Genomic DNA, 23526 nt, shown 5'->3' on the forward strand with positions numbered 1-23526 from the left:
GTAAGATCGAACGATCAAACAATTCCGACTTGCCGTTTGCCATTACTCTCTTTTTGCCATCAGAATCCGATCATACCCTGTCAAATACGGATCAGGCTGGATCACGTCTCGACTTTTCCACTTGATCTCAAAACTACCATCTTTTCGGGATTCTCCTATCACGCATCGCAAATGCGTGTGATTTGTTTCCGGATCCAGCGATATTTTCCCGCCCGGCGCCATCAATTCCAGACCAGACAGCGCCGTCAGAATATCCTCACTGCTATCGCTATAGGTGAACTCCATAGCCCGGGCCAACAACTTGACCTGGGCGTAGGTTGTCTGGGCATAGACACCCGGAATTTGATCCTCCCCGAACTTCGCCCTGTATCTCTCAAGAAACTCTTGATTGAGGGTATCTTCCTCGGTTCCGAAATACGCAGCCGCCGTCAGATGCCCGGCCCGCCCTTCCTCCTGAATGGCTGACAACTCGGATTCCGTCATTGTCAGGGAGACAATTTTCAAGGCTGGCCCCGCCAGTTCGTCCTCAAAGCAACTGTCATAGAATTTTTTATTCTCATTGCCCACAAATGTGGACAACAGCACATCCGGCTCGAATTTCAGCGCATTGCGAATAACCGACTTGTACCCTTCGACGGGTGTATCCAGCGGAACATAGGCGCTTCCCAAGACGCTTCCGGTGCTTTCTTCCAGAAACTCACTGACGATACGGTTTGTTTCACGGGCGAAAAGGGTGTCCGAGCCAAGCAGGTAATATTTGCGCCGCTCCGCTTTTACCAGATAGTCCAGCAGGGGAATGATCATCTGATTGGGTGTTGCCCCCCCGTAAATGACATTGGGGGAATACTCAAACCCTTCATAGACAGAGGGATAGAAAAGAACCCCGTTAAACCGCTCGATGATGGGCAGAACGCGTTTTCGGCAGGAAGACAGGCAAGACCCGAAGATGACATTGACATTCTGCTTCAACAGCAAATCGATGGTCAGTCGGGCGTATTCTTCCTCGTCGCTTCGGGCATCCAGAATAATCGGCTCGAACAGGCGGCCGTTCACGCCCCCTTTCGAATTGATCTCCTCCACGGCCAATATGATACCTTTCAGATGCGCCTGCTCGGTCACAGACATCAAACCGGTTTGGGAGAATAGAACGCCAAAGGTAAAGGCAGGCTTATCACTCATTCACGCAAACTCCGATACCACGCTCTGCTGCAAAACAGTCTGAACCTGCAAGGCTGTCTGAAGCAAATATTCATCCTCTCCGGGTTTTGCCATCATCATCAATCCGACAGGGAAGCCATTTTCAGCCAACCCGGCAGGAACCGTTATGGAAGGAAGCCCTGCCAGATTTCCCATCCAGCAAAACCACGTCATACTATCCTGCGTCGTGACACGCCGCCCGTCAAACTCTTGCCAGACCTCGTCTTGTCCGGGCGCGGTAACCGGCAAGGTGGGAAGGGCCAGAATATCGGCCTTTTCAAACAAAACAGTCAGGATGCCCATGAATTGCTGACGGATTTTCTGGGCATGAAGATATTCAACAGCCGACAACTGGTTACCCGCCACCAGATGAGCGATCGTCACATCGCCAAACCCGTCCGGTTTTTCCTGCAACAAGTGTTGATGGTAGCTGGAGGCCTCGGAATGCAAAATCGCTTCCCAAGCCGCAAAATAGGGCTCCATGGTCTCCATTTGAACCGTGTTCCAGTCGAAATCCCGACCCAGCCGTTCTCTCGCGCCTTGGATCACGTCTTCCACATCCGCCCGCCGTTCCAGATAAGGCCCCGTCAATGCCAGAACCTTTTTGCCTCGCGCTGTACTCTCGGGATCGAACCGTCTGGCCGAAAATGTACTTGGATCCTGCGGGTCCGCCCCCAGTAGATAGGGGGCCAACAGCAACAGGTCTTTCACATCTCGCGTCAGCAATCCGGGAGCATCCAGAGACCATGAAAGCGGCAGAACCCCGTATCTGGAAGCCCGGCCATAGCTTGGCTTGTACCCGACGATGCCGCAGGCCGCAGACGGAATGCGAACCGACCCGCCCGTATCACTGCCAAGGGCGGCCCCGACAACACCATCCGCAACAGCAAGGGCGGATCCCCCGCTACTGCCCCCCGTGATGTGGTTCGGATCAAGCGGATGCCGTGTCGGACCGATCGAGGAACCTGTATTGGTCGCCCCGTAAGCCCACTCATGCATGTTTGTTTTACCAAAGATAACGGCACCAGCTTCCCGCAAGTTCCGCACGATGGTGGCATCCTGCCCTTCGGGAATTTTCGGCACGGCCCCGGAACAGGCAGTTGTCGGATGATCCAAGGTCCAATAGTTGTCCTTTACCGCGATGGGAATACCGTCAACCGGGCTCAAGCCTCTCCCTTTTTTACGGCGCTCATCGGATTGCTCCGCCTGACGCCGGACCGCCTTTTCATTCAGGGCAACAAAGGCGTTGAGATGTTGGCTCGACCTGAACTGGTCCAATGCCTTTTCAACAAGCTCCGAAGAGGTTGTTCCAGACTGCGCCAACGCCGCCGCCTGTTCCGTTACAGAATTCAGACTATTGTCCATTTGGCTTCTCCAGAGGGGGCAGGATGGGGTGAAAGATGTGGGCTGGCTCTGCCTGCCGGACGTCCATCATCGAAAGACCCTTGCGAATTCGGGTCAAAGTTTCCCGGATACGGCGAAGCTGATCGTCGCTCAATTGAAGATCTGTTTTCATGGTCAAACCCCCAACAATTCCTGTTGTAACTCCTTGTTCTGCCGTAGCTCTTCGCGGTCAACAGCCAAGCGAACAGCCCCTCTCTCCATGACATATGCCCTGCTGGCGATGGACAAGCAAAAATCCAGATCCTGCTCGGCGACCAGAATGGCGATGCCACTTTCCTCGCGGATCTTCAAAAGGATTCCCGCCATTTCATCGATAATAGACGGCTGGACCCCCTCGGTTGGTTCGTCCAGCAAAAGGACTTTCGGTTTCATGGCAAGCGCGCGGGCCAGTGCAAGGACCTGCTGCTGACCGCCGGACAACCCACCAGCAAGCGCGGCGGCCTTGCTTTTAAGCATTGGGAACCACTCCATCGCATGCTCAACCGCCTGCTTTGGCTTGTGACCATTGGTGGCGGCAGCGACAGCAATATTCTCGATCACCGACATCCGCGGAAAGACAAAGCGCCCTTGGGGAACATATCCAAGTCCAGCGCGCGCCCGGCCGAATGTGGTATCCGGCAAAAGAGCATTGTCCAGTTCAACCCGCCCTTCCCAATTGGGAATTTCGGCCGTGACGTATCGCATCAAGGTTGATTTTCCTACCCCGTTGCGTCCCAGCAAGGCGACAATCTCTCCAGCGCCCACCTCCAGGCTGACATCCCGAATGATGGTCGTTTTTCCGTAGCCGCCCGTTGCGTTAGAGATTTTGAACATGGGCCCGCCTTCCAAGATAGATATCCAATACACGCTCATCATTTCTGAGTTTGGCAATACTGCCCTGGGTAAAGAGCCGCCCCTGATGCAGAACGGTCACCGCCCCGTCCAGTGTCCTCACGAACTCCATGTCATGTTCAATCACAATGATGGTGACATATTGGGACAGCAGCCTCACCAGCTTTGACAGCTCCCGGGTTTCCTCATTTGTCATACCCGCTGCGGGTTCATCGAAAAGAATGACCCGCGGCGCCAGACAGAGGACCATTCCGATATCAAGCCATTGCTGTTGCCCGTGAGAGAGAACAGCGGCACTCACCTCCCGCTGTTTATCCATGCCGAGCATATGCAGGATGGCAGAGGACACCTCACCTGCTTTCTCCGGTTCCCGGCTCATGGAATAGGCCGCCATCCAGAGATTTTCCTGAACACTCAGTTCCGGAAAGACCTGTGGTTTCTGGTTTTTGACCGCTATTCCCGCGCGCACCCGTTCATACATTGGCAGGCTGCTGATATCCTGATCCCCCAACAGGATCTGCCCCCCATCCTGAGGATAGAGACCGACACAAACCTTGAGATAGGAACTTTTTCCAGCCCCGTTTGGACCGATCAGGGAATGCGGTGTTCCGGGACCGAAGGACAATGAGACATGATCGACCGGGACGACCCCGCCAAAGCGTTTCAACAGGTCACGACTTTGCAAGGATTTTGCGGGCCCGGCGACCGCTTCCGCATCCAGCATGATTTTGGAAACAACGGCGCTATCCACCTCGACCGGTTTCATGTCCCGCGCCGCCGCATTATAGTCTGGCAGGAACCGCTGGCAGAGATCATCCAGCGCACCCAACAGTCCTTTTTTCAGGAACATCACCAGAATAATCAGGGTGATGCCCAGAATTAGGGTCGTCTGCCCCCCGATCGCACCACCGCCTAGCCAGAAAGACACGCCGCCAATCAGCAAGGCGCCGACAAACGCACCGCTTAATGTCCCGCGTCCGCCAACCAGAACATAGATCGGCACCAGCAGGGCTTCCTGCACTGAGAAGATGGAAGGGTTAAGGTAGTTCGCCCAGCCGGCATACAGCCCGCCGGCAAGACCCGCCACACCCCCCGCCAGCAGGAAATTGTAAAGCTGGAACTTTCGAACATCATAACCAAGCAGTTCCGCTTTTTCCTCATCCAGACGGATACAATCGATGATGCGACCAAACGAGCCATCCATGAAGCGGACAACCCCCAGATAGGCCAGCGCCGAGATCACGACAACAATCAGGAACATCAGGTTGGGGTCCGCACTTTCCGCCCCCTCGCCAAATCCCAGAATGTATCCGGGGATATTGGACATTCCGTTGTCCCCGCCGATGACCGCATCGCCTACCGTCAGCTTGAAGGATTGTGTCAGCGTCCACAAAACGAGGGTGAAGGTATAGGTCAGGATGGTGGTCTGCAGTGGCCCGGTTCTGGCATAAAAAATCAGGTACCCGACGAGGGCGGCCGCTATGGCCCCGAACAGGGCTCCGGCAGGGAGAAGCCAGATCAGACTGTTCCCGGTAACGGGCGCCATATTCACGGCAACGACCGCCCCGAAATATCCGCCAAGCCCGTAGAACGCGGTTTGGCCAAGGCTCAGGACTCCGCCGCGCCCCCACACCAGATCCAAACTCATGGCCAGCAGCCCGAAGATCACCCACGAGGTTGCCACATAGGCAAGGTAGGGGTCCATCGCTCCGTGACCTGCAATCACCATCACAACCAGCGCAAGGGGAAGCGAGTATTTAAAGGACTTGTATAGATTTTCAAATGTCATCTTCAGCCCCTTACAACTTGAAACGCCAGCGCGAGGAAATGCCGAGGGGATAGAACCGCAGCAACAGAAGTGTCAGGGCAAAAAAGAAAATGTCCCCGGCCACGGATGTCATGAAGCTGGAGATCACACTTGCCCCCCCGCCCATACCGATCGCTGAAAGCGCACTCCCCGCCAGCGTGACAGGCCCAGCCACCACAACAATCAGGAAAGATTTGATCACGAACGCAAACCCCATGGAGGGCGTCGCGGGCACAATGGGCAACAGGACAGCGCCCGCAAAACCCGCCAGACCGCACCCGATTGCGAAGGTCAAAGTATTTGTATTGGAAGAATTGATGCCGATCGCCCGCGCCATATGCGGCACCTGAATGGCCGCACGGGCCTTCATGCCATAGACGGACTTCGTCAACAGGTAATAGACACCGATCAACATTGACGCCGCGACAACGATCATCAGAAGGGGATACACAGCGAGGCTGTATTCCCCGATGGCAATACTCATCTGGGGCATGCCGATCCCCGGCGAAACGGTTCCGAATATAATGACGGCACACTGATACAACGCCAGGCTCAAGCCCCAAGTTGCCAGCATGGTGTCGAACATGCGTCCATAAAGCCGGCGAATGATCAATATCTCTACCAGCGCCCCGAATATCATGGTCAGAAGAACAGCAATCGGGATCGACAGAATAAACGGCACGCCCTGCTGGGTTGCCGTAAGCGCTGCATACGCCCCGAACATGATGAATTCCCCGTGGGCAAGATTGATCACCCCCATCAATCCGAACACAACGGCCAAGCCGATAGTTGCGATTAGCAAAATAGATGCGCTGGAGAGAGAGGAGAGGAGAACCGCGAATAAATAGTCCATTACCTTAACTTTCCGTATTTCAAGGATCGGCGGGCCGAACAGTCCCCTGTCGGCCCGCCCCGGTACAGTCACTCAGTTTTATTGACCCGGTACGTAGTGACCGGCCTGACCCGGGTTCGCCACCAAATCACAGGTTTCATTCTCGAAAACGGCTGGAACAGATTTATAGGTCTCAATAATATTGAACCCGTGAGAGGTGTTCCCCTCTGCGATATAGATATTCTGGTTCAGGTGGTGGGACTTTGGATCGATACTGACCTTTCCGTTTGGTGCATCAAAGCTGATGCCCTTTTCCAAACCTTCGATCACCTTGTCATTGTCGACAGAACCGACCTTGTTTGCGGCAATCGCCCACAAATGGACCGCATTCCAGACATCAACCGCGCCCGAGACAATGGGAACCTCGGACCCGAATTTGGCGTGCCATTTCTGCACGAATTCCTCATTTTCCGGGTTTTCCACCTGCATGAAATAGCCCTGATTGGCGATGATGCCCTTCCCGGCTTCCGGTGAAACAACAACCTGCTGGTTCCCTGAACCATAGTTTGTCGAGACGATACCAATGGAGTCCTTCAACCCAGCGGCTGCGAACTGCTCAAGAAAACCTGTTTGGTTCGCCCCTACAGGCAAGGCCACCACGAAATCGGGTTTTGCCGCCTGAATTTTTTGCAGGATGGGCGCATAGTCCGTCACGGTCAGCGCCAGGAAATCCTCCCCAACCACTTCGCCGCCGTTGGCTTTTGCAAATTCATGAATCCAGTGGGCCGAGATGGTTCCGAAATTATAATCCGGGGCCATGATATAGATCTTCGGCCCATATTTTTTCAGGCCCCACGTGATCAGCTTCGACATTTGCTGGGACGCGGATGAACCCGTTACAAATGTCTGCTTGTCACATGCCCCCCCTTCATAGAGAGAGGAATAGAAATAAGGCACCTTGGCCTTCCGGACGATGGGACGGATTGCCTCGCGGGAGGAACTTGTCAATCCGGCGAACAGAACATCAATCTTGTCTCGCAGAATGGCTGTGTTGGTATATTGCGTATATTTGCTAAGCTCGGACTGGGCATCATAGGTCACAACCTCGACAGGTTTGCCCAACACACCGCCTTTTGCGTTGATCTCCTCAACGGCCAACTGCAAGGCGTTGTTCTGCTGAATACCATAAATATTGAGACCGCCCGTCAAATCGAAGATGGCTCCGATTTTGGCATCAGCAAAGGCAGTCCCGGATGCCAAAGCTGTCAACAGCGCGGCTACGCTGACCCTTTTGATAGATGACTTGATCATGATCGCCCTTTCTTTAGAGGACGTATCTGGCATATGGAAATTGAACAAAAAAAACGACATACCTGTTCACCATCCAGTGCCAGCTACGTCGCTTTCAAATTTTCCACGCCCATATGCGTATCCCTATTAAGGACACGCAAAAAAGGACTGTCAATTACTTTTTTCTAATAATAATATTTACTGAAGGTCAAACCGAAATTTTTTCACGACGTGCGATCCAAATTCCCTATTCGTCCCTCACTTCCTCTATCTCCACTCCTGATTGCTGACGCTCTCCTGCAGGGGTTCTGAAGGCGCGATAGCCCAAATATTGAGCGCCGATCCATCCGAGATAGATAATTTCCTCGACTGCAATCATTGTGAGCACATTCCAGCCGATCCCAAGCGGTCCACTTGCCAGCCCCCACTCGTGCCCCCAATAATCCTCCGGGGGAGTAGAGGAATACCCTTGCCACATTCCGCCAACAAGAAACGTGGACCCCACCGCTCCGGGCAGGCCATAAAGCAGATTTACCGGCCCCGTTTCCAGACGATTTCTAATCTCTTCACTTTCCCCCGCCCAAATTGGAAGCGGGGCAGCAGCGCCACGCTGACGGCGACTGACCATGTAAAGAAATTCACCCAGCGCCAATGCGGGATAAACAGTCGAAGGCGCCTGATTTCCAAGCCCAGCATAGGATACAAGAGCCACAAGGGCCTGCGTCATCGCCTTGTACAAGATCATCAGTTGAACCTGACTTGCGCCATTCAGGTTATACGTCGGCAGTCCGGCAAGAACATCGGCCCCCTCATCCCCCGGCCCGGCGACAAGCGGTGAAAAGGGAAATCCGGTCCCCATGGCGATCGCCATATTTGCCGGAATTGTCGCGATATGCAGGATCCGTTCAATCTGGGGGGTTCCAGCGCCGCTCGCTTTTAGAGCTTCGCGCAGGATATGGCCGAGCAAAAAGCCACTATAATGCCCTTGGGCAATGTTCAATTGCCGCAACCATCGAGGAGCAATGGTTGCCTCCTCGCGGTTTCTCTGGCAGCCATAGACCATTGTGACGGCGAAGAAAATAGCGGCCGCAATGATAAACCAGAGTTGATATGGAGGCGTTTCCGCCTCCATAGTTTCCCATTCCGACGGGGAAATTGTCAGATCCGGGACGACTGACTGCATTTCCGTCAGCAGTGCGTCCCAGTCAGTTTCATTCCTCATCTTTCTTACTTTCCGCTTTTTGCAGCAGAATGTCCGGATTGCGCGATGATTGCTTTTACAGCCGCCAGAGCTTCATCCCGCTTTCTGGGATTAAACGCTTCATCATATTTGATGTAATCCCGCGCAAAATTGAACCCATCCCTCAGGCCTGCCGTCAGATCATATCTGTCAGACCTTTCCAGAATTCGGAGCGTGGCATCAATCGCGCTTCTGAAGGCAGGTTCGACCCAGCCTGCATCCACATGATAGGATTCACCGGCAAGGAACAGCCCGGACTGAGCCCCGAACCGCTGATTATACGACATCGGCATGCGGGTGCTTTCCCATGTATTCTGATCATAAAGGCACGCCGCGCCCTTATAGGTTTTTTGTGTCTCCCAATGGTGGACCCAGCCTTTAAAATTGCCATGTTCATCGGATTTGACGAACTCCGATATGGTTGCCACACTCCCATCCTTCTTGCGGAGATTCGAGCATGTTGCCAACATCCGATCGGCTTCCTCAACGGCCATATTGATCAGTTCCTGATCCTCATAGCAAACAAGTTTGGTTGCATCCCGCCACCAGGTATAGCTGATCAGCAACGTCCCGGTCTGCTCGTCTCCGCCTTGGTCAACCTTGACACCATAGATGTCGTGCAGGAATGAATCGCTGGAAATACATTGAGGGATCAGACAGTCTTCATCTTCCCAATACGGCTTCTTCAGTTCGACAAAAACCTTACAGCAGGGTTCCCAATGGGCCTGGGAAAGATGCGCTTCCAATGCGGCGGGCCATTCTGTTTTCTCATCGAACCCTTCCACCCGAACTTCAGTGCCAATCTGATGGCTTGGAACCGTCACAATAACTGCATCATAGCCCACGGCATGTTCACGTGTTCCGCCGCCATCAAGGCGCATTCCGTCGATAGGCCCAAAGATACCGGTGCGCAAATATTCCCGAGCCCCTGCCGCAGCCCCTGATTTCACGCGCAGGAAGATCTTGTCTCCCACCTTGCGGATTTCAGAGACCGGAGAGTTCAGGAATAAATGGCTTGGATCATGTATATCGAGGAACTTTTCATAGAGGGATACGTCTTCTTTGGAGCCATCCAACCCCTGAAACAGGATACAATCCGTAATTGTCGAGGTTCCCAGATATTTGGGGCTCGGGATCACGTTGCCGCTACTATCTCTCAAGGTTTCTCCGAAACCACGTCCGGGATTGTATTCATTGTCCTCGAACAGGCCTTCAATAACCTGCAGGTCTGTTCCAAACCCGCCAACAAAAGTCCGCATTACATACAGAAAGCTCAGGTTAAAGAAAGACCCCCATCCCCCATCTCCGGCGCCAACCACATAGAAGATACGCGCCTCTTCTTCTGTCATTCCAAGCCCGCCCCAATAGCATGGATTTTTATCGCTTGCTTTAGCGGGCTTCATAAGAACCACATCCCGAAATGTATATTGGTAGTAGTTGCTGACAATCCCCCGCCACATGGTGAGCCAGTCCTCCGTTCCGTAATACTGGCTTACAAACTTGTTGACCTTGTCTTTGAAGGCCTCCCATTTCTTTTTGACATCTTTGATTTTCCTTGAATCAGGAGCGGCGGTCCCTTTTTTCCAGATCAACATCTCTGGATCATGCCCTTCATCTGAAAAATGTCCTTTGCCCCGCTCATAGTAGACACCGGTATCCGCCACATCAGAGCCAGGATTTGGAAACTCTCCGGTTGATATCTTGTATTTGTTCAAATAGTGAGAAAGCAGCGAGCAACCGCTATAAACTTGCAACTGACGTTTTTCTTTCGACGTTTCTTTTTTCTGATCGTCAGGAATGAAAGGCGGCATCCGCATGGCACCGGCTTCTTGCGTCGTGAACTGCCCCGCTCCGAGTGTTTTTGTCCAGAACCGCCCGCCATAACGATCACTGGCTTCAAACAAATCAACATTGACACCACTGCGCACCAGTTCATGCGCTGCCGTCAACCCGGCCGCACCGGCGCCGATAATCGCAACTCGAAGAGGTTCTTCTCCCCCCTTCAACTTACCGAGGCTCTCCTCAGTCCCAGCCATTAATTTCCGATAGTTGAAATTCAAATCCAGCGGCCCCGGAAAACTTGCACACCACTTATTCGTCATATTCACGTTCCTTCAAACAAAGCGGTCAGGGTGGATGCCCTGACCTGGTCGCAAAAATGACGTGAATTCAGCGATACTGTGAATATGAGTAGAGCGTTATGGTTGAGAGAAACGGCCCAGACGCCTGACTTCCGATCCAGAGTTGAAGAAAATTGGGTTACCGCCCTCCCTTCCTTGCATCCAAAACAACAAAAACCCGCCAAAAGGCGGGGCCTGGTGTTCGAGTTGCGACGAAGAGGGCCTGTGTTTACGGACTTGTCCGCTAAAGGGGGCTCATTTTTGGACGTTACGGACAATCAGGTCGACAACAGACTGTCTTAACGAACTCTGATTTTCAGTGGAAAAAAGCTGATCCCCGAAAATCATGGAGAAGGTCACCCGGTTGGAGACGTTGAAAAAACTGAGGGCGCTGATCTGCCAGTGAATTTCCAGCGGAGAGATGCCGCTTCGAAACTCCCCAAGTTCCACGCCTCTCGCATAGAGCCGTTCAAGCTCTTTAATCGCTGTAATGTTCAAGTCGCGAATAATATCGGATTGCTGCAAATAGGCGCCATGATGGATGTTTTCAATCATCACCAGGCGAATAAAATCAGGGTGACGACTGTGATGCTCAAAGGTAAAGGCGACCAGCTTTCTCAAGGCATCCGTTGGCGGCATGTGATCCAGCAATCACCGAACGCAAATACCATACAGGAAACTATCAACAACCGAGGCAACCCGCGCTGCGATTTCCGTCTCGCTGGGGGACGCCTTCAGGCCAAGGGCAACCTGCATATGAAAATTGTCCCGCAACATGCCCATGAAATTTTCAGCGGCCAGTTGGCAATCTGTGATCCTGACCTCCCCCCTGCTTCTGGCATTTTCCAGCACCTTGACCAGACAGTCTGAAGACCTTCCCGGCCCCCGTTCATAAACCGCCCGCGCCAGTTCAGGAAACCTTGGGGCCTCTGCCATGACAATTCTCAGCACACCGATCAACGCAGGCGACATATAGACCTGCAATAATTTACAGCCAAAACTGCGGAGTATCTCGCCAAGGTCCCGGCTTTCAGTATCATCGATATTCAATCCACCGAGCGCGCTATCGGCGATTTCGGTGACAATCGCCGCAAACAAGCCTTCCTTGCTACCGAACTCCTGGTACACATTCCGTTTGGAGCCACCGACACGGGCAATAACGGCATCGACACTGGTTGCTGAATAGCCATGCTCAAAAAAGAGATCGGCAGCAGCGGCAATGATGGCGGCACGGCGATCGTTGGTAGCAGAATTCCGGGAGTTGGAAAGTTCAGACACGGTCAGTCTCCATTTTTATGTTGACTGGTACGGTACCGTACCGTACCATTTTTGTCAAATGACAATATCCACCAACAAGATTTGAAACGATGCGAAATTTTCTCAAAGTCTTCATCCTGTCAGGTCTCGCCGGCCTGATCGCGTTCCTCCTGTTTTCAGGGTGGCACTGGTGGCAATCCGGTCGCTTCGAACAGGCCACTGACAATGCGTATTTTCAATCGGACATCACGTCCCTTGCGTCCAAGATTTCCGGTTACATTGTTGAGGTTGCCGTTCAGGACAACCAGTCCGTCCAGTCTGGTGACATCCTGTTTCGCATTGACGATCGCGATTACAAGGCGCGCCTTTCCAAAGCAGAAGCAAATGTGTCCGCCGCCATGGCCGCCCTCACCAACATTGATGCAGAACGCGGCTTGCAGGACGCGATCATCCTTCAGGCAGAGGCCAAACTGGCATCCGCCCATGCGGCACGAAATCTTGCACAGCAGAATTTCGAACGATACCAAAGCCTTGCCCGCACGAAAGCCGCCAGCAAAGCACAATTTGACAAGGCGAAAGCCACACGGGATCAGGCCGACGCTGCGGTAAAGGCCGCGAGAGAGGCCCTCAACGCGACAAGAAAGAAGCTTCAGGTCCTTGCCGCCATGCAGGAAGCGGCAGACGCAACGCTGAAACAGGCAAAGGCAAGCCGTGAACTTGCCCGGCTGGATCTGGACAATACGATTGTGCGCGCGCCGGTGAGCGGCATTGTCGGAAATCGCCAGCTACGTGTCGGCCGCCTTGTCGCACCGGGAACCTCCTTGCTGGATATCGTTCCCACCGACCCGATCTGGGTGATTGCCAACTTCAAGGAAGTTCAACTGGAACATATCCAAGCCGGTCAGGAAGCAAGGATCCAGGTCGACGGATACCCTGAATTAGAGCTTAATGGTACCGTTGCAAGCCTGTCCCCCGGTACAGGCTCCGCCTTCAGCCTGATCCCCGCAGACAATGCGACCGGAAATTTTGTCCGTGTTGTCCAAAGGGTCCCGGTCAAAATCCAACTGGCCGAAAATCCGTTGCCTGGTCGTCTGGTGCCGGGGCTGTCCGCCCGGGTTACCATCAAAATTGCCGAGAACCGGGAATGACCGACGTCCCTGCATCTTTTCCCGCCGCCTCCTTGAAAGAGCGACATCGGTCAAGCCTGAACACGCGGGTGCTTTTGGTCGCTGGCATCCTTCTTGCCGTTTTTGCCGAGACCATTACCGCCACAACCCTGTCCATTGCGCGTCTGGATATGCCCGGCGACCTTGCGGCAACATCCGACGAATACGCCCGCCTCAATATGGGGTATCTGGCGACCAAGATGATTTTCTTTCTCGTCACGCCATGGCTGATGAACCGCTTTTCCGCCAAAATCTGCCTGCGGTCTGCGACAGGCATGATGACCCTAACATGCGGCCTTGCCGCCCTCACCCCAAACCTTGATATTCAGGTCCTCCTGCGCATCTTTCAGGGCATGGCCGGGGGCATCATACTGGTTGGCGGACAAACCGTCTTGCTCAAGATGTTTCACAAATCAGGACAACCGGCCATACAAGCCGTCTTCGCCATGGCCGCCGTTGTCAGTCCGACCGCCCTCGCCCCTTCCCTGCAAGGATGGCTCGTGGACACTCTTTCCTGGAGTTGGGTCTTTCTGTTCCTCGTCCCGCTCGGCCTTGTGGCCCTGTTCCTGCTTGCGGTTTCAGAAATCGACGATGACACCGGGGCAACGGGATCAGGTGTTGATTGGGTTGGTATATCCGCGGCCTCGGTCTTCCTTGTCTGCTTGACCTATATTCTCACTCGGGGGCATCGCTGGGACTGGCTGGACGCCCCTCACGTTCTGCACCTCACCTTTCTTGGTGTCGCGTCGTTCGCTCTCTTTGTAATTCACCAGATCCGTTCGCAGAATAGCAACGCCCTGATCAATCTGGAGGTTTTTAGAAGCCCGGACTTTACCTTTGGTTTTCTGGCAAGTTTTGTGGCCGGCTTCGCCTTGTTTGGAAGCGCCTTTGCGATCCCATCCTTCGCCCTGTCTGTCCTGAAAATGACGGCGACGGAGGCGGGCCTTCTCCTGCTGCCAAGCTCCATCACCTTTGTAATCGGCCTGTTCCTGACCGCCTTCGCTGTCAGATGGGCCAAACTGCCGCCGCCGATAACCGTCCCGTTCGGCATCCTGATTTTCATGAGCGCCATGTGGCTCTTGTCTGGCGCCAACGGCGAAAGCGGAACCCATGATCTGCTGTCTGCCATTTTGCTGCGAGGATTGGGCCTCGGGTTCTTGTTCCTCTCCATAACCCTGACGACACTGGTCGGGTTACAAAGCCAAATAGCCGCCTATGGTGTCGGCCTGTTCAATCTTGGCAGGCAGATCGGCGGGCTTTTCGGCGTCGCCTTCCTTGAAACGCTTCTTCACAATCAAACCATGCTCAACAAGAGCATCCTCGGCGCCCATATCGCCTCTGGCCGGGCCTCCGTTTCCGAACAGCTGCAATCCCTGACCGCCCTGTTGGCTGGCCGCGGCCTTGAACAGACAGCCGCCATGCAAACCGCGATTACAACACTGGGTCAGAAGGTCGGGTATCAAGCCTCGGTCATCGCCTACGATACCGCCTTCCAGAGCATCACGGTATCTCTCCTCATCGCCGCCCCCCTGCTGGTCGCCTCTAAAATTGTCATTTCCAAAACCATGCCCCCTTACCCTCCAGACGAACCCAGCAGATAAAAAGGCGACAGGGCTCCCTCCCCCTCAAGAGACAGGTTCTGCCAGAGGCGCGTACCCTATTGCTTTTTCCGGAGGAGTGAAGAGACGGATTGGTGATTGACTTCCTGTTGTTCCATATATAGAACGTTCTTTATATGGAACATAAGGCGCCTTCTATGGATAAACTGAACGTCAACAAGTTGGGGCAGCATATACAGAAACTCCGCCAGGACCGTGATATGTCCCTTTCGCAACTGGCACAGACGGCCGGGATCGCAAAGTCCAATCTATCACGCATAGAGCAAGGGAATGGCAACCCAACGGTTGACACCATCTGGCGGCTGGCCATTCAGTTGAACGTCCCCTTTAGCGCCTTAATTCATCCCATCAGCGGCTCAATCGAAGAGAGAGACATCGAAATCCGCCTCATTGATCACGGGACAGACAATCCACCCGTGGATATTTATTGGATGTCCTGCGCCCCTCGAACAGAACACAAGGCTGAAGGCCACTCTTGCGGGACAACAGAAACGGTCTCTGTCATCAGTGGTCATCTGGAAGTGGGCGCATTGGATGACGCCAAGCTTTTGTCAGCCGGTGAAGCCCATACTTTCCATGCGGATCAGCCTCATGTTTATCGTAGCGGTGAAAACGGGGCGACAGTGATGATGACGATTGTTTATCCCAAGGATAAGGCCTGACCATGAGCCTATCACGCACCCCCTTCCTGCGGGGAATCTATGACGCCCTTCCCCTCCTTGGTGGATATATCCCTGTCGCCATTTCTTTCGGTTTGATTTCCACACAGTCAGGCTTTGATGTGCTGGAAACCATCCTGATTTCCATTTTTATTTATGCCGGGGCGTCACAGTTCCTGTTTGTCGCCATGATGAGTGCAGGCACGCCTCTTTGGCTGGTTATCGCCATGACCTTACTTATCAATGCGCGCCATGTCGTCTATGCACCCAATATCGCTATTTACCTGCCCCAAAGCCGTTGGTGGCCCTGGTTGATGCATGGGCTAACGGATCAAATCTTTGCCCTGTCGCTCACAAGCCTGCCCCGAATGCCCGAAAATGCCCGAATGGGCTGGTATACGGGAGCCGCCCTCCTTGCCTGGCTAAGCTGGATCTTTGGTACAGCCCTCGGGGCGGTCGCAGGTGAAGAATTGACAGCACGCTGGCCGCTGCTGGGAGAAGTCATGCCATTTGCACTCCCTGCCCTTTTCCTCGTCCTCATTGCGCCGCTTTTTACATCCCGGATATGGATCATTACCCTTGGTGCCACGACTATTCTGGCATTTCTGCTCAAACTGTTTGGGTACTTAAATGCTGCCATTCCTCTCGCTGCGGTAAGCGGGGCAATTATCTACTATCTCATACAAAGGCAGGACGAACAGAATGCCAAATGATTTATGGATTGCGTTGATCATCTCTGCCGTTGGCACGTTGTTAATGCGCCTCTTGCCGCTAATCTGGATGCAGCGTCATCTTGCCCGGCGCAAATCCCAAGAGGCCGCCGCGGAAATGCCGACATGGCTCAGTGTATTTGGACCACTCATGATTGCTGCCATGTTCGGCGTTTCTCTGGTCCCCTCTTCAATGACCCCGGAGGCCTGGATCGCAACGGCCATAGGTTCGCTTTCAACCCTCACTGTATGGTGGTTTAAGCGATCTCTGGGTTGGCCCGTTTTCGCCGGTGTGGTCGCGTATGGTTTTGTAACCCTCGCGTCCTGAAGACAAGGCTGAAACGGGATGCTTTTTCCGCAACGTCCCTGCTGCCCACAGAAAACCGAAAACCCACCCTCCGGAGTGACTTCAAAGGTATGGCACCTCTTGCCATACCTCCCCGGCCACACCTGAACTGATCAAATTGGGAAATGCAGCGGACCATCCTGAATGGTCAGCCAGCGAAGTTCAGTAAATTGATCAATTCCGGCTTTCCCTCCAAACCGGCCATAACCAGACTCCTTCATTCCCCCAAAGGGCATCTGTGCCTCATCATGCACAGTGGGGCCGTTAATGTGACAAATACCGCTTTCAATGCGCTGCGCCACGGACATGGCGCGCATGGTATTTTGCCCAAAGACGGAAGCGGACAGTCCATATTCCGTATCATTTGCAATACGAACGGCCTCATCAACGCTACCCGCCCGATAGATACACGCCACCGGCCCAAAAGTTTCCTCACGATAGATCCTCATGGAAGGCGACACCCGATCCAGCAAGGTTGCCCCAATAATGGTTCCATCAACGACACCGCCGGCAAGAACAACGGCCCCCTTGTCCACCGCATCACTGATCAACTCCTGAATCCTTTGAGCGGCAGTCTTGTCAACCACCGATCCAAGAGGCGTTTTTCCCTCTCGTGGATCGCCAGCCTTCAAGGTTCGAACCTTGTCAGTTAATTTTTCCACAAACGGATCAGCAACAGCTTCATCCACGATCACCCGCTCAGTGGACATACAAATCTGACCCTGATTCATATAGGCGCCAAAAGCAACTGCAGCGACAGCATGATCGAGGTCGGCATCGTCCAGAATGACCGCCGGCGCCTTCCCTCCAAGCTCCAGCAGCGCAGGTTTCAGATGCCGTCCTGCAGTTTCCGCCACAAGTTTTCCAACCCGGGTTGAACCGGTAAAATTGATCCGCCGAACAGCCCGGTGGGCAATCAATGCCTCTACGATTTCGGAAGCCGTTTCCGGAGCGTTGGAAATCCCGTTCAAGACACCCTTGGGAAGCCCGCCTTCCGTCAACGCTTCAAGGATCTGCATATGAGTGTTGGGACAGATTTCAGAGGTTTTCATCACCACACTATTCCCGCAGGCAAGCGGCATGGCAATCGACCTTACCCCAAGAATAACCGGGGCATTCCACGGGGCGATGGAGAGAACCACTCCCACAGGCTGGCGAACCGCCATGGCAAGGCTACCCGGCCGGTTTGATGGAATAAGCTCTCCGGATATCTGGGTTGTCATGGAAGCCGCCTCAACCAGCATATCCGATGCCAGTCCAACGTTAAACATGGCCCAGGCGGTGGTTGCACCAATTTCATCCGCCATTGCCTCGACAATCCGGTCCGCTCTCGATTTCAACGCTTCCGCCGCATTCAGCAAGACTTCCCGGCGCCCTTTTGGCGAGGTTTTAGCCCATTCGGGAAAGGCCATGGCTGCCGCATCGGCTGCTTTCAACGCATCATCGACCGTTGCTGCCGCTGCCCGGGTTGCAACCTCGCCTGTGATCGGGTTTTGACGATCAAAAAACGCACCGCCAGCGGCTTCCTGAGTGGAGCCATTAATTAAAAGACCAACGTTATTCATGATTTTTTCCTGACTAGATTTAAGCGGAGGTTCCAAGATAGGCTTCTTGCAGATTTGGATCAGAGAGAAGGTCTTCAGCGCGGCCCTCTCCAATAATACGCCCTGTTTCCATGATATAGCCCCGGTCTGCGATCCCAAGGCTCGCCTGAACATTTTGCTCAACAATCAACATGGAAACCCCGGACGCACGAATTGATTTCAGCGTTTCAAACAACTCGCCAACAACGATCGGGGCCAGCCCCAAACTCGGCTCATCCAGCATCAACAGCTTTGGCGCCGACATCAATGCACGGGCGATGGCAACCATCTGCTGCTCGCCCCCCGACATGGTTCCGACCAACTGTCTTGCCCGCACTCTCAGTTTGGGAAACAGGTCAAGCACATAGTCTCTATTCTCTTTTTCCCGAGGGCGTCCATTTCGCGTATTGGCGCCAAGCAACAGGTTGTCTTCCACCGACAACGCGGGAAACAACCCCCTCCCCTCCGGCACCAGGGACAAGCCAAGGTCCACCCTCTTGTGAGCCGGCATCTTTGCAATATCGTCCCCAACAAAGGTTATCCGCGCGGCATCGGAATACCGTTCCAATCCGGCCAGCGCCTTCAGAAGCGAGCTTTTCCCTGCCCCATTTGCGCCGAGGATCACAACAGTTTCGCCTTCGGCCAGTTGAAACGACACCTTATCCAACGCCAGATGTTTTCCGTAACTCAAGGATAAATCCGAAAGACTAAGCATGGTGCGGCGCTCCCAGATAGGCTTCGATGACATCCTGTTGCTGCAGCACGTCACCAGTCAGTCCATCAGCAATTTTCTCCCCAGCATTCATGACAATGCAACGCGGGCAAAGTTCGCGGATGGCGCTCATGATATGTTCCACAATCAGGATGCTGGCGCCCGCATCGCGGATCGATTTAATCAGCTTGATACCCTCCTGAAGTTCTTCCGGGGTCAAGCCTGACAGCCATTCATCCAACAACAGGAGATGCGGATCCGCCGCAAGCGCCCGCGCAAGCTCCAACCGCTTGCTGTCGATGTAGGTCAGGGTTGCGGCTGGCTGCTTTGCTTTATCGGCAAGACCGACCTGATGCAGTTTTTCCATGGCTTTGCCCTCTGCCTCTGCTCCCCACATTCGGGACGAACCAAAGGCGAGCCCGCAAATGGTATTTTCCAGCACCGTCATGGTCGGCAGAACCTTCACCAACTGAAAAGTCCTTGCAATTCCCTGCTTTGAGATTTGATCCGGTCGCAAGTTCTGGATCGGGTGACCTTCAAAATTGATCTGACCGGAAGTCGCCCGATGGGCTCCCGAAATCATATTCAGCAATGTGGTCTTTCCCGATCCATTGGGCCCGAGTAAACCAACAACCTCCCCGAAGGAGAGAGTGAAACTCACCCCCCTCACCGCCGTCAGGCCGCCGAAGCGCTTTGTCAGGTCCTCTGTTTGCAACAGCACAGTCATTTTGCAGCGCCCCCCAGACGGAAACGATCGACAAACTCCAGAACGCCTTTGGGCAGCAGGAATACGATCAGGATAAAGACCCCACCCAGCAGAATGGAATAATGGTTCGGGAAGTTGGCAGACAACCACTCAAACAACAGGAACAGCGGAATAACGCCGCATATGGGTCCCAGCAAGCGATGTGGCCCACCCAGCAATGCCATGATGACAGTCAAGAAGGACACTGTGGGGTTAAACACGATACTGGGCTCAATATACACCCAGCGGGGGGCCTGAATTGCCCCCACCAATGTCATGAGAGACGCGCTGATTGCAAAAAGAAGCAACTTGGTTCTGGTGATATTGATCCCCACATGGGAGGCGACATCCTCATCCTCACCAATCACCCGAAGCGCCATACCGGTACGACTATTCCGGATCCACCAGGCAATTGCAAAGGTAACCCCGGCCAGAACCAGCAACATCCAGTAAATATGCCGGGCTTCAAACGGCAGGAAGATATAGCGCCCCAAGGTGCCGCTGACATTCACTTCGTACCAGGTGATCAGCTGGCGAACCAGCTCCGCAAGACCAAAGGAGAAGATAACGAAGTAAACACCCGCAAGCCGCAAGGTCGCAATACCAACGGCCAAAGACATCACGAGGCCTGTTCCAACAGCAATCAGAAGGATCAGCGGATAGGCCAGATCCTCGTTAAGGACCGCGACCACATAAGCGCCCACACCATAGAATGCGACCGTCGCCAGAGAAATATACCGGGTCGGCCCTGAAAAAAGGGACCACGCCTGTGCCAGAATGGCGTAGCTGACAATCCCGATCATCAATCCGAGGCCATAATCCTCGAAAACGAGGGGGGCGAACGCCAGCAGCCCGAGCAGCCCGCCGAAAAGGCCAAACTTCTTACTCATATGCATTCAACTCACGCTTTTTCCGAACAACCCTTGCGGTCGCCATAACAAAAGAACCAGAAAAATCAGATAGGTGGATGCCAGCGTCAGTCCCGGATCCAGATAGGCAGAGACAAAAGCCTCGACCAGACCAAGAATGAGCCCCGCTATCAGCGCCCCCAGAAAATTGCCGACGCCGCCCATGATCACCACAATCAAGGCCTTCATGGTAAAAACAACGCCCGCCGTTGCTGTGAATGTCTGGAACATGGAAATGACAACACCTGCTTGCGCTGCCAACATGCCCCCAAAAGCAAAGGCAAGCTGCGCCACGCGGTCCACATTGATCGCAACCAGCGGGGCGTTGTCTGGCCTGTGTGCCACGGCCCGCAAAATCAGCCCCCATCGAGTAAACCGGATCAAAAGAAAAAGGCCAATCCCCAGAACAGTTGCCAGACCGAAAGCCAGAACCTGATTGGCTGCAATCGTCACACCAAACAGATCCACAGCGACATTCAGATAGCTGTAGCTTTGAAAATCCGCCCCAAATATGACGAGGAGTATTCCCTGAATTAAAAACAGCAGCCCAAACGTCACCAGAATGGAGTCAATCTCCAGATTTCCGCCTTTCCGGGACCGTTTGACCAATGGTGCCATCAAAACAGAATACACCGCGTAGGAAATGACAAAAGCAGCTGGCCCGACCAGCAAGAGACTGAGCAACGGGTCAAGACCCAGTGTCGACACCAGAACGAAGGTCGCAAAAGCAGCGACAATCACAAATTCCCCATAGGCCAGGTTCATAATGCGGGAGACGCCATACTGCATGGTCAGCCCAAGCGCGGCCAAAGCGTAGGTTCCCCCCAGAACCAACCCGATAACGAGAGAGGTTGTCAGCATGTTTTGCGACCTTTACGAACTGATAGGCTTACTGAGACCATTCCGGCTTGGGAATGACAACGGATGAGGCCCCGTCCCGCGAATTCGGGGAGACCGCGGCAAAAGAACCGTCTTGCCACTGCCCCGTCCACCAAAGCTTACGAAGCTGGTTATCCTCCAGTTTGATCTTTCCAAGGATCGTATCAAACTCACCCGTAGAAATTTCCTTGGCAACCGCGTCCCGGTCCAGTCCAACCCGCTCAATCGCCTGCTGCAAGGTTTGGAGGCTGGCATATGTCACACTGCTCGCCCAGAAATCAGGTGAATTTGTTGTCGCGGCCGTATGCCGGGCTGCATAGTCCTTGAAATCCTGACTGTTGGGATCGACCCCGCCAAGGCTCATCACACCGGCCACGTCAGGCCCCATAATTTTTGTAAACACGGGGAAGCCCACCCCGACCCCAAGATACATAACCTTTGGATTGAACCCCAAAACCTTCGACTGCTTGGCCATTCCGAAAGTTCCGGGAGGATATGAGAACGCAACAAAGGTATCTGCGCCTGACGTTTTCGCTTCCGTCAGGAGAGAGTTAAAATCTTTCGTCCCAAGCGGATAGGTCTTGTCGAACACCAGCTCCAACCCTGCTTCCTTGAAGGCCGGACGCGCCGATTTGATCAAATCAATGCCAAAACCATCGGCAACCGAAACAACGGCAACCTTGTTATTGATCTGGCCTGACTTATGCGCCGACCCCAGAATTTCAGCGAGGGCCTTCGAATAGTCACTTCCGCCCCCCAGAAACCAGAAGCTTTTTTTCCATCGCTGCACGAATTTTGGCGCCATATCCGTCACAGCCGTAACGGCCAATTGCGGATACCCAAATTTATCCATCAGCGGCGCAATCGCCAAATTAAAGCCCGTGCCCCAGGGCGGCAAAATGAAGTCTACCTTATCCTGCACCGCCAGACGTTCGACAGCGCGCACGGCTTCTTCGGAGGAGGATCGATCGTCATACTCAATCACCTCAATCATTCGGCGGCTGCCATCCGGAAGCTTCAGACCGCCTGCTTCGTTGACATCTTTCACCCACAACACGTAGTTGGGAATTGTCGTAATTCCGGTACCGGCAGAATTTGGGCCCGTTTTGGAAACCGCATATCCAATTCGGACAGTGTCTGCGCTTGCGATTGATTGTCCTGTGAATAAGCTTGTCGCTGCCGTCAAAGCAGCCACCGCGAACGCAGTTGTTCGCAGAACTCTCCTTCTATCTGTCATTTTTCCCTCCCAAAGTTGCCCGGTTCCAGCAAAGGCGCTGCCACGACATATCGTTTTTAGGTAATAAGAAGGGTAGAGAAGGAAGCACCCGTTACAAATAGACTAAATGAGGAAAAAATTGTACTTTTAAAGGATACAGGGAGGAATAACGAAGATGGGTTGCTTAAAATGACGGCACGGAACGCGCCCTCAACCCCTATTTGGGAAAATGTTGAAGCGGCAATCCTGCAAAGCAGCTTGACACAAACCGAGTACGTTCTGCGCGGGGGAAGATACCATCTGTTCCTGCTGCTCGCCGGAACGGCAACTCTCCTTATCGGAGACACGGACACCGACATTCAGGCTCCGGCTTTTGTGTGGGTGCCGCAGGGCGTCTCCTCCAAGGTTGGGATTAAAGCCGGAACACGAGGGATGGTTGTCAGCATCCCGGAACTCCAACTGGGTATCTCGCTCCCCTCCGGCTCACTCGGCGTTGATGTGAGAGCCGCGCTGGCGGCCCCGATTATCAGAAAGCCGGATCTCAAGACAACCGCCAGGCAACTCCAGATCCTGACTGACACGATCCATGAAGAACTCTATACCAATGCCCCGGCGACACAGGACATTGTCAGATATAACCTGACACTTCTTCTTATTCAGATCTGGCGAGCCAGTGCGACCGAGATACGGCACTCAACGGCTATTCCAAGATCCATCTTTCAGAACTTTGTTTCTCTGGTTGAGTTGCACTTGACCGACCACTGGACCGTTGCTGCTTATGCAGCCCATATCGGCGTGACCAAGGATCGCTTGACCTCGGCCGTTCAAAGGGCGACCGGGCGGTCCCCTCTCGCCGAGATCCACCGCAAGCTCCTACAGGAAGCGGAACTGCAGCTCCTGACCTCGCCTCAACAGATTTCGGAAATTGCCTATAAGCTGGGATTTAAGGACGCAGCCTACTTCAACCGCTTCTTTCGAAAGCATATGGGCCTTTCCCCCGGTCAA

Annotated in this window: 23 protein-coding genes; 6 read left to right on the forward strand and 17 right to left on the reverse strand. The window is 53.8% G+C overall.

Features of this window, described 5'->3' with window-relative positions:
- Positions 1–42: 42 nt before the first annotated feature.
- From FQB27_RS16295 to FQB27_RS16345, 11 genes are all read right to left on the reverse strand, one after another.
- Entirely contained in the window at positions 43–1179 is a 1137-nt protein-coding gene (locus FQB27_RS16295) for a transporter substrate-binding domain-containing protein (protein ID WP_169562140.1), read from the reverse strand.
- Positions 1180–2562 (reverse strand): amidase, encoded by a 1383-nt coding sequence (locus tag FQB27_RS16300; RefSeq protein WP_169562141.1) that lies wholly within the window; start codon positions 2560–2562, stop codon positions 1180–1182.
- Entirely contained in the window at positions 2552–2713 is a 162-nt protein-coding gene (locus FQB27_RS16305) for a hypothetical protein (RefSeq protein WP_169562142.1), read from the reverse strand. Before FQB27_RS16305 ends, FQB27_RS16300 begins: the two co-directional genes overlap by 11 nt.
- Before the next feature lie 2 nt (positions 2714–2715).
- A complete protein-coding gene (locus FQB27_RS16310; RefSeq protein ID WP_169562143.1) occupies positions 2716–3414 on the reverse strand; it encodes an ABC transporter ATP-binding protein in 699 nt (232 codons plus the stop codon).
- Positions 3398–5221 (reverse strand): ABC transporter permease subunit, encoded by a 1824-nt coding sequence (locus FQB27_RS16315; RefSeq protein WP_169562144.1) that lies wholly within the window; start codon positions 5219–5221, stop codon positions 3398–3400. The genes FQB27_RS16310 and FQB27_RS16315 overlap by 17 nt, the downstream gene beginning before the upstream one ends.
- Before the next feature lie 10 nt (positions 5222–5231).
- A complete protein-coding gene (locus FQB27_RS16320) occupies positions 5232–6092 on the reverse strand; it encodes an ABC transporter permease subunit (RefSeq protein ID WP_169562145.1) in 861 nt (286 codons plus the stop codon).
- Positions 6093–6170: 78 nt separating this feature from the next.
- Complete coding sequence (locus FQB27_RS16325) at positions 6171–7382, reverse strand: urea ABC transporter substrate-binding protein (RefSeq protein WP_169562146.1); 1212 nt, start codon at positions 7380–7382, stop codon at positions 6171–6173.
- A 226-nt stretch (positions 7383–7608) separates the two neighbouring features.
- The gene (locus FQB27_RS16330) at positions 7609–8583 is read right to left on the reverse strand and encodes a hypothetical protein (RefSeq protein WP_169562147.1); all 975 of its coding nucleotides are present in this window, start codon (positions 8581–8583) and stop codon (positions 7609–7611) included.
- A gap of 5 nt (positions 8584–8588) precedes the next feature.
- Positions 8589–10703 carry a flavin monoamine oxidase family protein gene (locus FQB27_RS16335; protein WP_169562148.1) on the reverse strand — a complete coding sequence of 705 codons (2115 nt, stop codon included), beginning with the start codon at positions 10701–10703 and terminating at the stop codon, positions 8589–8591.
- Between the two features lie 273 nt (positions 10704–10976).
- The gene (locus FQB27_RS16340) at positions 10977–11360 is read right to left on the reverse strand and encodes a hypothetical protein (protein WP_169562149.1); all 384 of its coding nucleotides are present in this window, start codon (positions 11358–11360) and stop codon (positions 10977–10979) included.
- 12 nt (positions 11361–11372) lie between these two features.
- A complete protein-coding gene (locus FQB27_RS16345) occupies positions 11373–11999 on the reverse strand; it encodes a TetR/AcrR family transcriptional regulator (protein ID WP_169562150.1) in 627 nt (208 codons plus the stop codon).
- An 89-nt stretch (positions 12000–12088) separates the two neighbouring features.
- Between FQB27_RS16345 and FQB27_RS16350 the strand changes: the two genes are divergently transcribed.
- The 5 genes from FQB27_RS16350 to FQB27_RS16370 all read left to right on the forward strand — a co-directional run bounded on the left by FQB27_RS16350 (position 12089) and on the right by FQB27_RS16370 (position 16460).
- Complete coding sequence (locus FQB27_RS16350; RefSeq protein WP_169562151.1) at positions 12089–13126, forward strand: HlyD family secretion protein; 1038 nt, start codon at positions 12089–12091, stop codon at positions 13124–13126.
- The gene (locus tag FQB27_RS16355; protein WP_169562152.1) at positions 13123–14745 is read left to right on the forward strand and encodes a DHA2 family efflux MFS transporter permease subunit; all 1623 of its coding nucleotides are present in this window, start codon (positions 13123–13125) and stop codon (positions 14743–14745) included. The genes FQB27_RS16350 and FQB27_RS16355 overlap by 4 nt, the downstream gene beginning before the upstream one ends.
- Before the next feature lie 155 nt (positions 14746–14900).
- Complete coding sequence (locus FQB27_RS16360) at positions 14901–15425, forward strand: helix-turn-helix domain-containing protein (protein WP_169562153.1); 525 nt, start codon at positions 14901–14903, stop codon at positions 15423–15425.
- A 2-nt stretch (positions 15426–15427) separates the two neighbouring features.
- On the forward strand, positions 15428–16135 hold the full coding sequence (locus FQB27_RS16365) for an AzlC family ABC transporter permease (protein ID WP_169562154.1): 708 nt from the start codon (positions 15428–15430) through the stop codon (positions 16133–16135).
- Positions 16125–16460 carry an AzlD domain-containing protein gene (locus FQB27_RS16370; protein WP_169562155.1) on the forward strand — a complete coding sequence of 112 codons (336 nt, stop codon included), beginning with the start codon at positions 16125–16127 and terminating at the stop codon, positions 16458–16460. The genes FQB27_RS16365 and FQB27_RS16370 overlap by 11 nt, the downstream gene beginning before the upstream one ends.
- Positions 16461–16591: 131 nt before the next feature.
- Here the strand turns inward: FQB27_RS16370 and FQB27_RS16375 are convergent, their stop codons facing one another.
- Genes FQB27_RS16375 through FQB27_RS16400 form a run of 6 tightly spaced genes read right to left on the reverse strand, consistent with a single transcriptional unit; the run spans position 16592 to position 22542 of the window.
- The gene (locus FQB27_RS16375) at positions 16592–18043 is read right to left on the reverse strand and encodes an aldehyde dehydrogenase (protein ID WP_169562156.1); all 1452 of its coding nucleotides are present in this window, start codon (positions 18041–18043) and stop codon (positions 16592–16594) included.
- A 19-nt stretch (positions 18044–18062) separates the two neighbouring features.
- Positions 18063–18776 (reverse strand): ABC transporter ATP-binding protein, encoded by a 714-nt coding sequence (locus FQB27_RS16380; protein WP_169562157.1) that lies wholly within the window; start codon positions 18774–18776, stop codon positions 18063–18065.
- Positions 18769–19500, reverse strand: a complete 732-nt coding sequence (locus FQB27_RS16385) for an ABC transporter ATP-binding protein (RefSeq protein WP_169562158.1) — start codon at positions 19498–19500, stop codon at positions 18769–18771. Before FQB27_RS16385 ends, FQB27_RS16380 begins: the two co-directional genes overlap by 8 nt.
- Positions 19497–20408, reverse strand: a complete 912-nt coding sequence (locus FQB27_RS16390; protein ID WP_206374764.1) for a branched-chain amino acid ABC transporter permease — start codon at positions 20406–20408, stop codon at positions 19497–19499. Before FQB27_RS16390 ends, FQB27_RS16385 begins: the two co-directional genes overlap by 4 nt.
- Positions 20409–20414: 6 nt before the next feature.
- Entirely contained in the window at positions 20415–21287 is an 873-nt protein-coding gene (locus FQB27_RS16395; protein ID WP_169562160.1) for a branched-chain amino acid ABC transporter permease, read from the reverse strand.
- 28 nt (positions 21288–21315) lie between these two features.
- Entirely contained in the window at positions 21316–22542 is a 1227-nt protein-coding gene (locus FQB27_RS16400; RefSeq protein WP_169562161.1) for an amino acid ABC transporter substrate-binding protein, read from the reverse strand.
- A gap of 168 nt (positions 22543–22710) precedes the next feature.
- Here FQB27_RS16400 and FQB27_RS16405 point away from each other — a divergent pair.
- Positions 22711–23526: helix-turn-helix domain-containing protein (locus tag FQB27_RS16405; protein ID WP_169562162.1), on the forward strand; the 816-nt coding region annotated here is incomplete at its 3' end.

The organism is Sneathiella chinensis, assembly GCF_012720115.1.
Lineage (GTDB): Bacteria > Pseudomonadota > Alphaproteobacteria > Sneathiellales > Sneathiellaceae > Sneathiella > Sneathiella chinensis.

What these genes read in the sequence shown, in the direction of transcription:
- FQB27_RS16295 (WP_169562140.1), bottom strand. Translation starts at nt 1,179, where the DNA reads ATGAGTGATAAGCCTGCCTTTACCTTTGGCGTTCTATTCTCCCAAACC.
- FQB27_RS16300 (WP_169562141.1), bottom strand. Translation starts at nt 2,562, where the DNA reads ATGGACAATAGTCTGAATTCTGTAACGGAACAGGCGGCGGCGTTGGCG.
- FQB27_RS16305 (WP_169562142.1), bottom strand. Translation starts at nt 2,713, where the DNA reads ATGAAAACAGATCTTCAATTGAGCGACGATCAGCTTCGCCGTATCCGG.
- FQB27_RS16310 (WP_169562143.1), bottom strand. Translation starts at nt 3,414, where the DNA reads ATGTTCAAAATCTCTAACGCAACGGGCGGCTACGGAAAAACGACCATC.
- FQB27_RS16315 (WP_169562144.1), bottom strand. Translation starts at nt 5,221, where the DNA reads ATGACATTTGAAAATCTATACAAGTCCTTTAAATACTCGCTTCCCCTT.
- FQB27_RS16320 (WP_169562145.1), bottom strand. Translation starts at nt 6,092, where the DNA reads ATGGACTATTTATTCGCGGTTCTCCTCTCCTCTCTCTCCAGCGCATCT.
- FQB27_RS16325 (WP_169562146.1), bottom strand. Translation starts at nt 7,382, where the DNA reads ATGATCAAGTCATCTATCAAAAGGGTCAGCGTAGCCGCGCTGTTGACA.
- FQB27_RS16330 (WP_169562147.1), bottom strand. Translation starts at nt 8,583, where the DNA reads ATGAGGAATGAAACTGACTGGGACGCACTGCTGACGGAAATGCAGTCA.
- FQB27_RS16335 (WP_169562148.1), bottom strand. Translation starts at nt 10,703, where the DNA reads ATGACGAATAAGTGGTGTGCAAGTTTTCCGGGGCCGCTGGATTTGAAT.
- FQB27_RS16340 (WP_169562149.1), bottom strand. Translation starts at nt 11,360, where the DNA reads ATGCCGCCAACGGATGCCTTGAGAAAGCTGGTCGCCTTTACCTTTGAG.
- FQB27_RS16350 (WP_169562151.1), top strand. Translation starts at nt 12,089, where the DNA reads ATGCGAAATTTTCTCAAAGTCTTCATCCTGTCAGGTCTCGCCGGCCTG.
- FQB27_RS16355 (WP_169562152.1), top strand. Translation starts at nt 13,123, where the DNA reads ATGACCGACGTCCCTGCATCTTTTCCCGCCGCCTCCTTGAAAGAGCGA.
- FQB27_RS16360 (WP_169562153.1), top strand. Translation starts at nt 14,901, where the DNA reads ATGGATAAACTGAACGTCAACAAGTTGGGGCAGCATATACAGAAACTC.
- FQB27_RS16365 (WP_169562154.1), top strand. Translation starts at nt 15,428, where the DNA reads ATGAGCCTATCACGCACCCCCTTCCTGCGGGGAATCTATGACGCCCTT.
- FQB27_RS16370 (WP_169562155.1), top strand. Translation starts at nt 16,125, where the DNA reads ATGCCAAATGATTTATGGATTGCGTTGATCATCTCTGCCGTTGGCACG.
- FQB27_RS16375 (WP_169562156.1), bottom strand. Translation starts at nt 18,043, where the DNA reads ATGAATAACGTTGGTCTTTTAATTAATGGCTCCACTCAGGAAGCCGCT.
- FQB27_RS16380 (WP_169562157.1), bottom strand. Translation starts at nt 18,776, where the DNA reads ATGCTTAGTCTTTCGGATTTATCCTTGAGTTACGGAAAACATCTGGCG.
- FQB27_RS16385 (WP_169562158.1), bottom strand. Translation starts at nt 19,500, where the DNA reads ATGACTGTGCTGTTGCAAACAGAGGACCTGACAAAGCGCTTCGGCGGC.
- FQB27_RS16390 (WP_206374764.1), bottom strand. Translation starts at nt 20,408, where the DNA reads ATGAGTAAGAAGTTTGGCCTTTTCGGCGGGCTGCTCGGGCTGCTGGCG.
- FQB27_RS16395 (WP_169562160.1), bottom strand. Translation starts at nt 21,287, where the DNA reads ATGCTGACAACCTCTCTCGTTATCGGGTTGGTTCTGGGGGGAACCTAC.
- FQB27_RS16400 (WP_169562161.1), bottom strand. Translation starts at nt 22,542, where the DNA reads ATGACAGATAGAAGGAGAGTTCTGCGAACAACTGCGTTCGCGGTGGCT.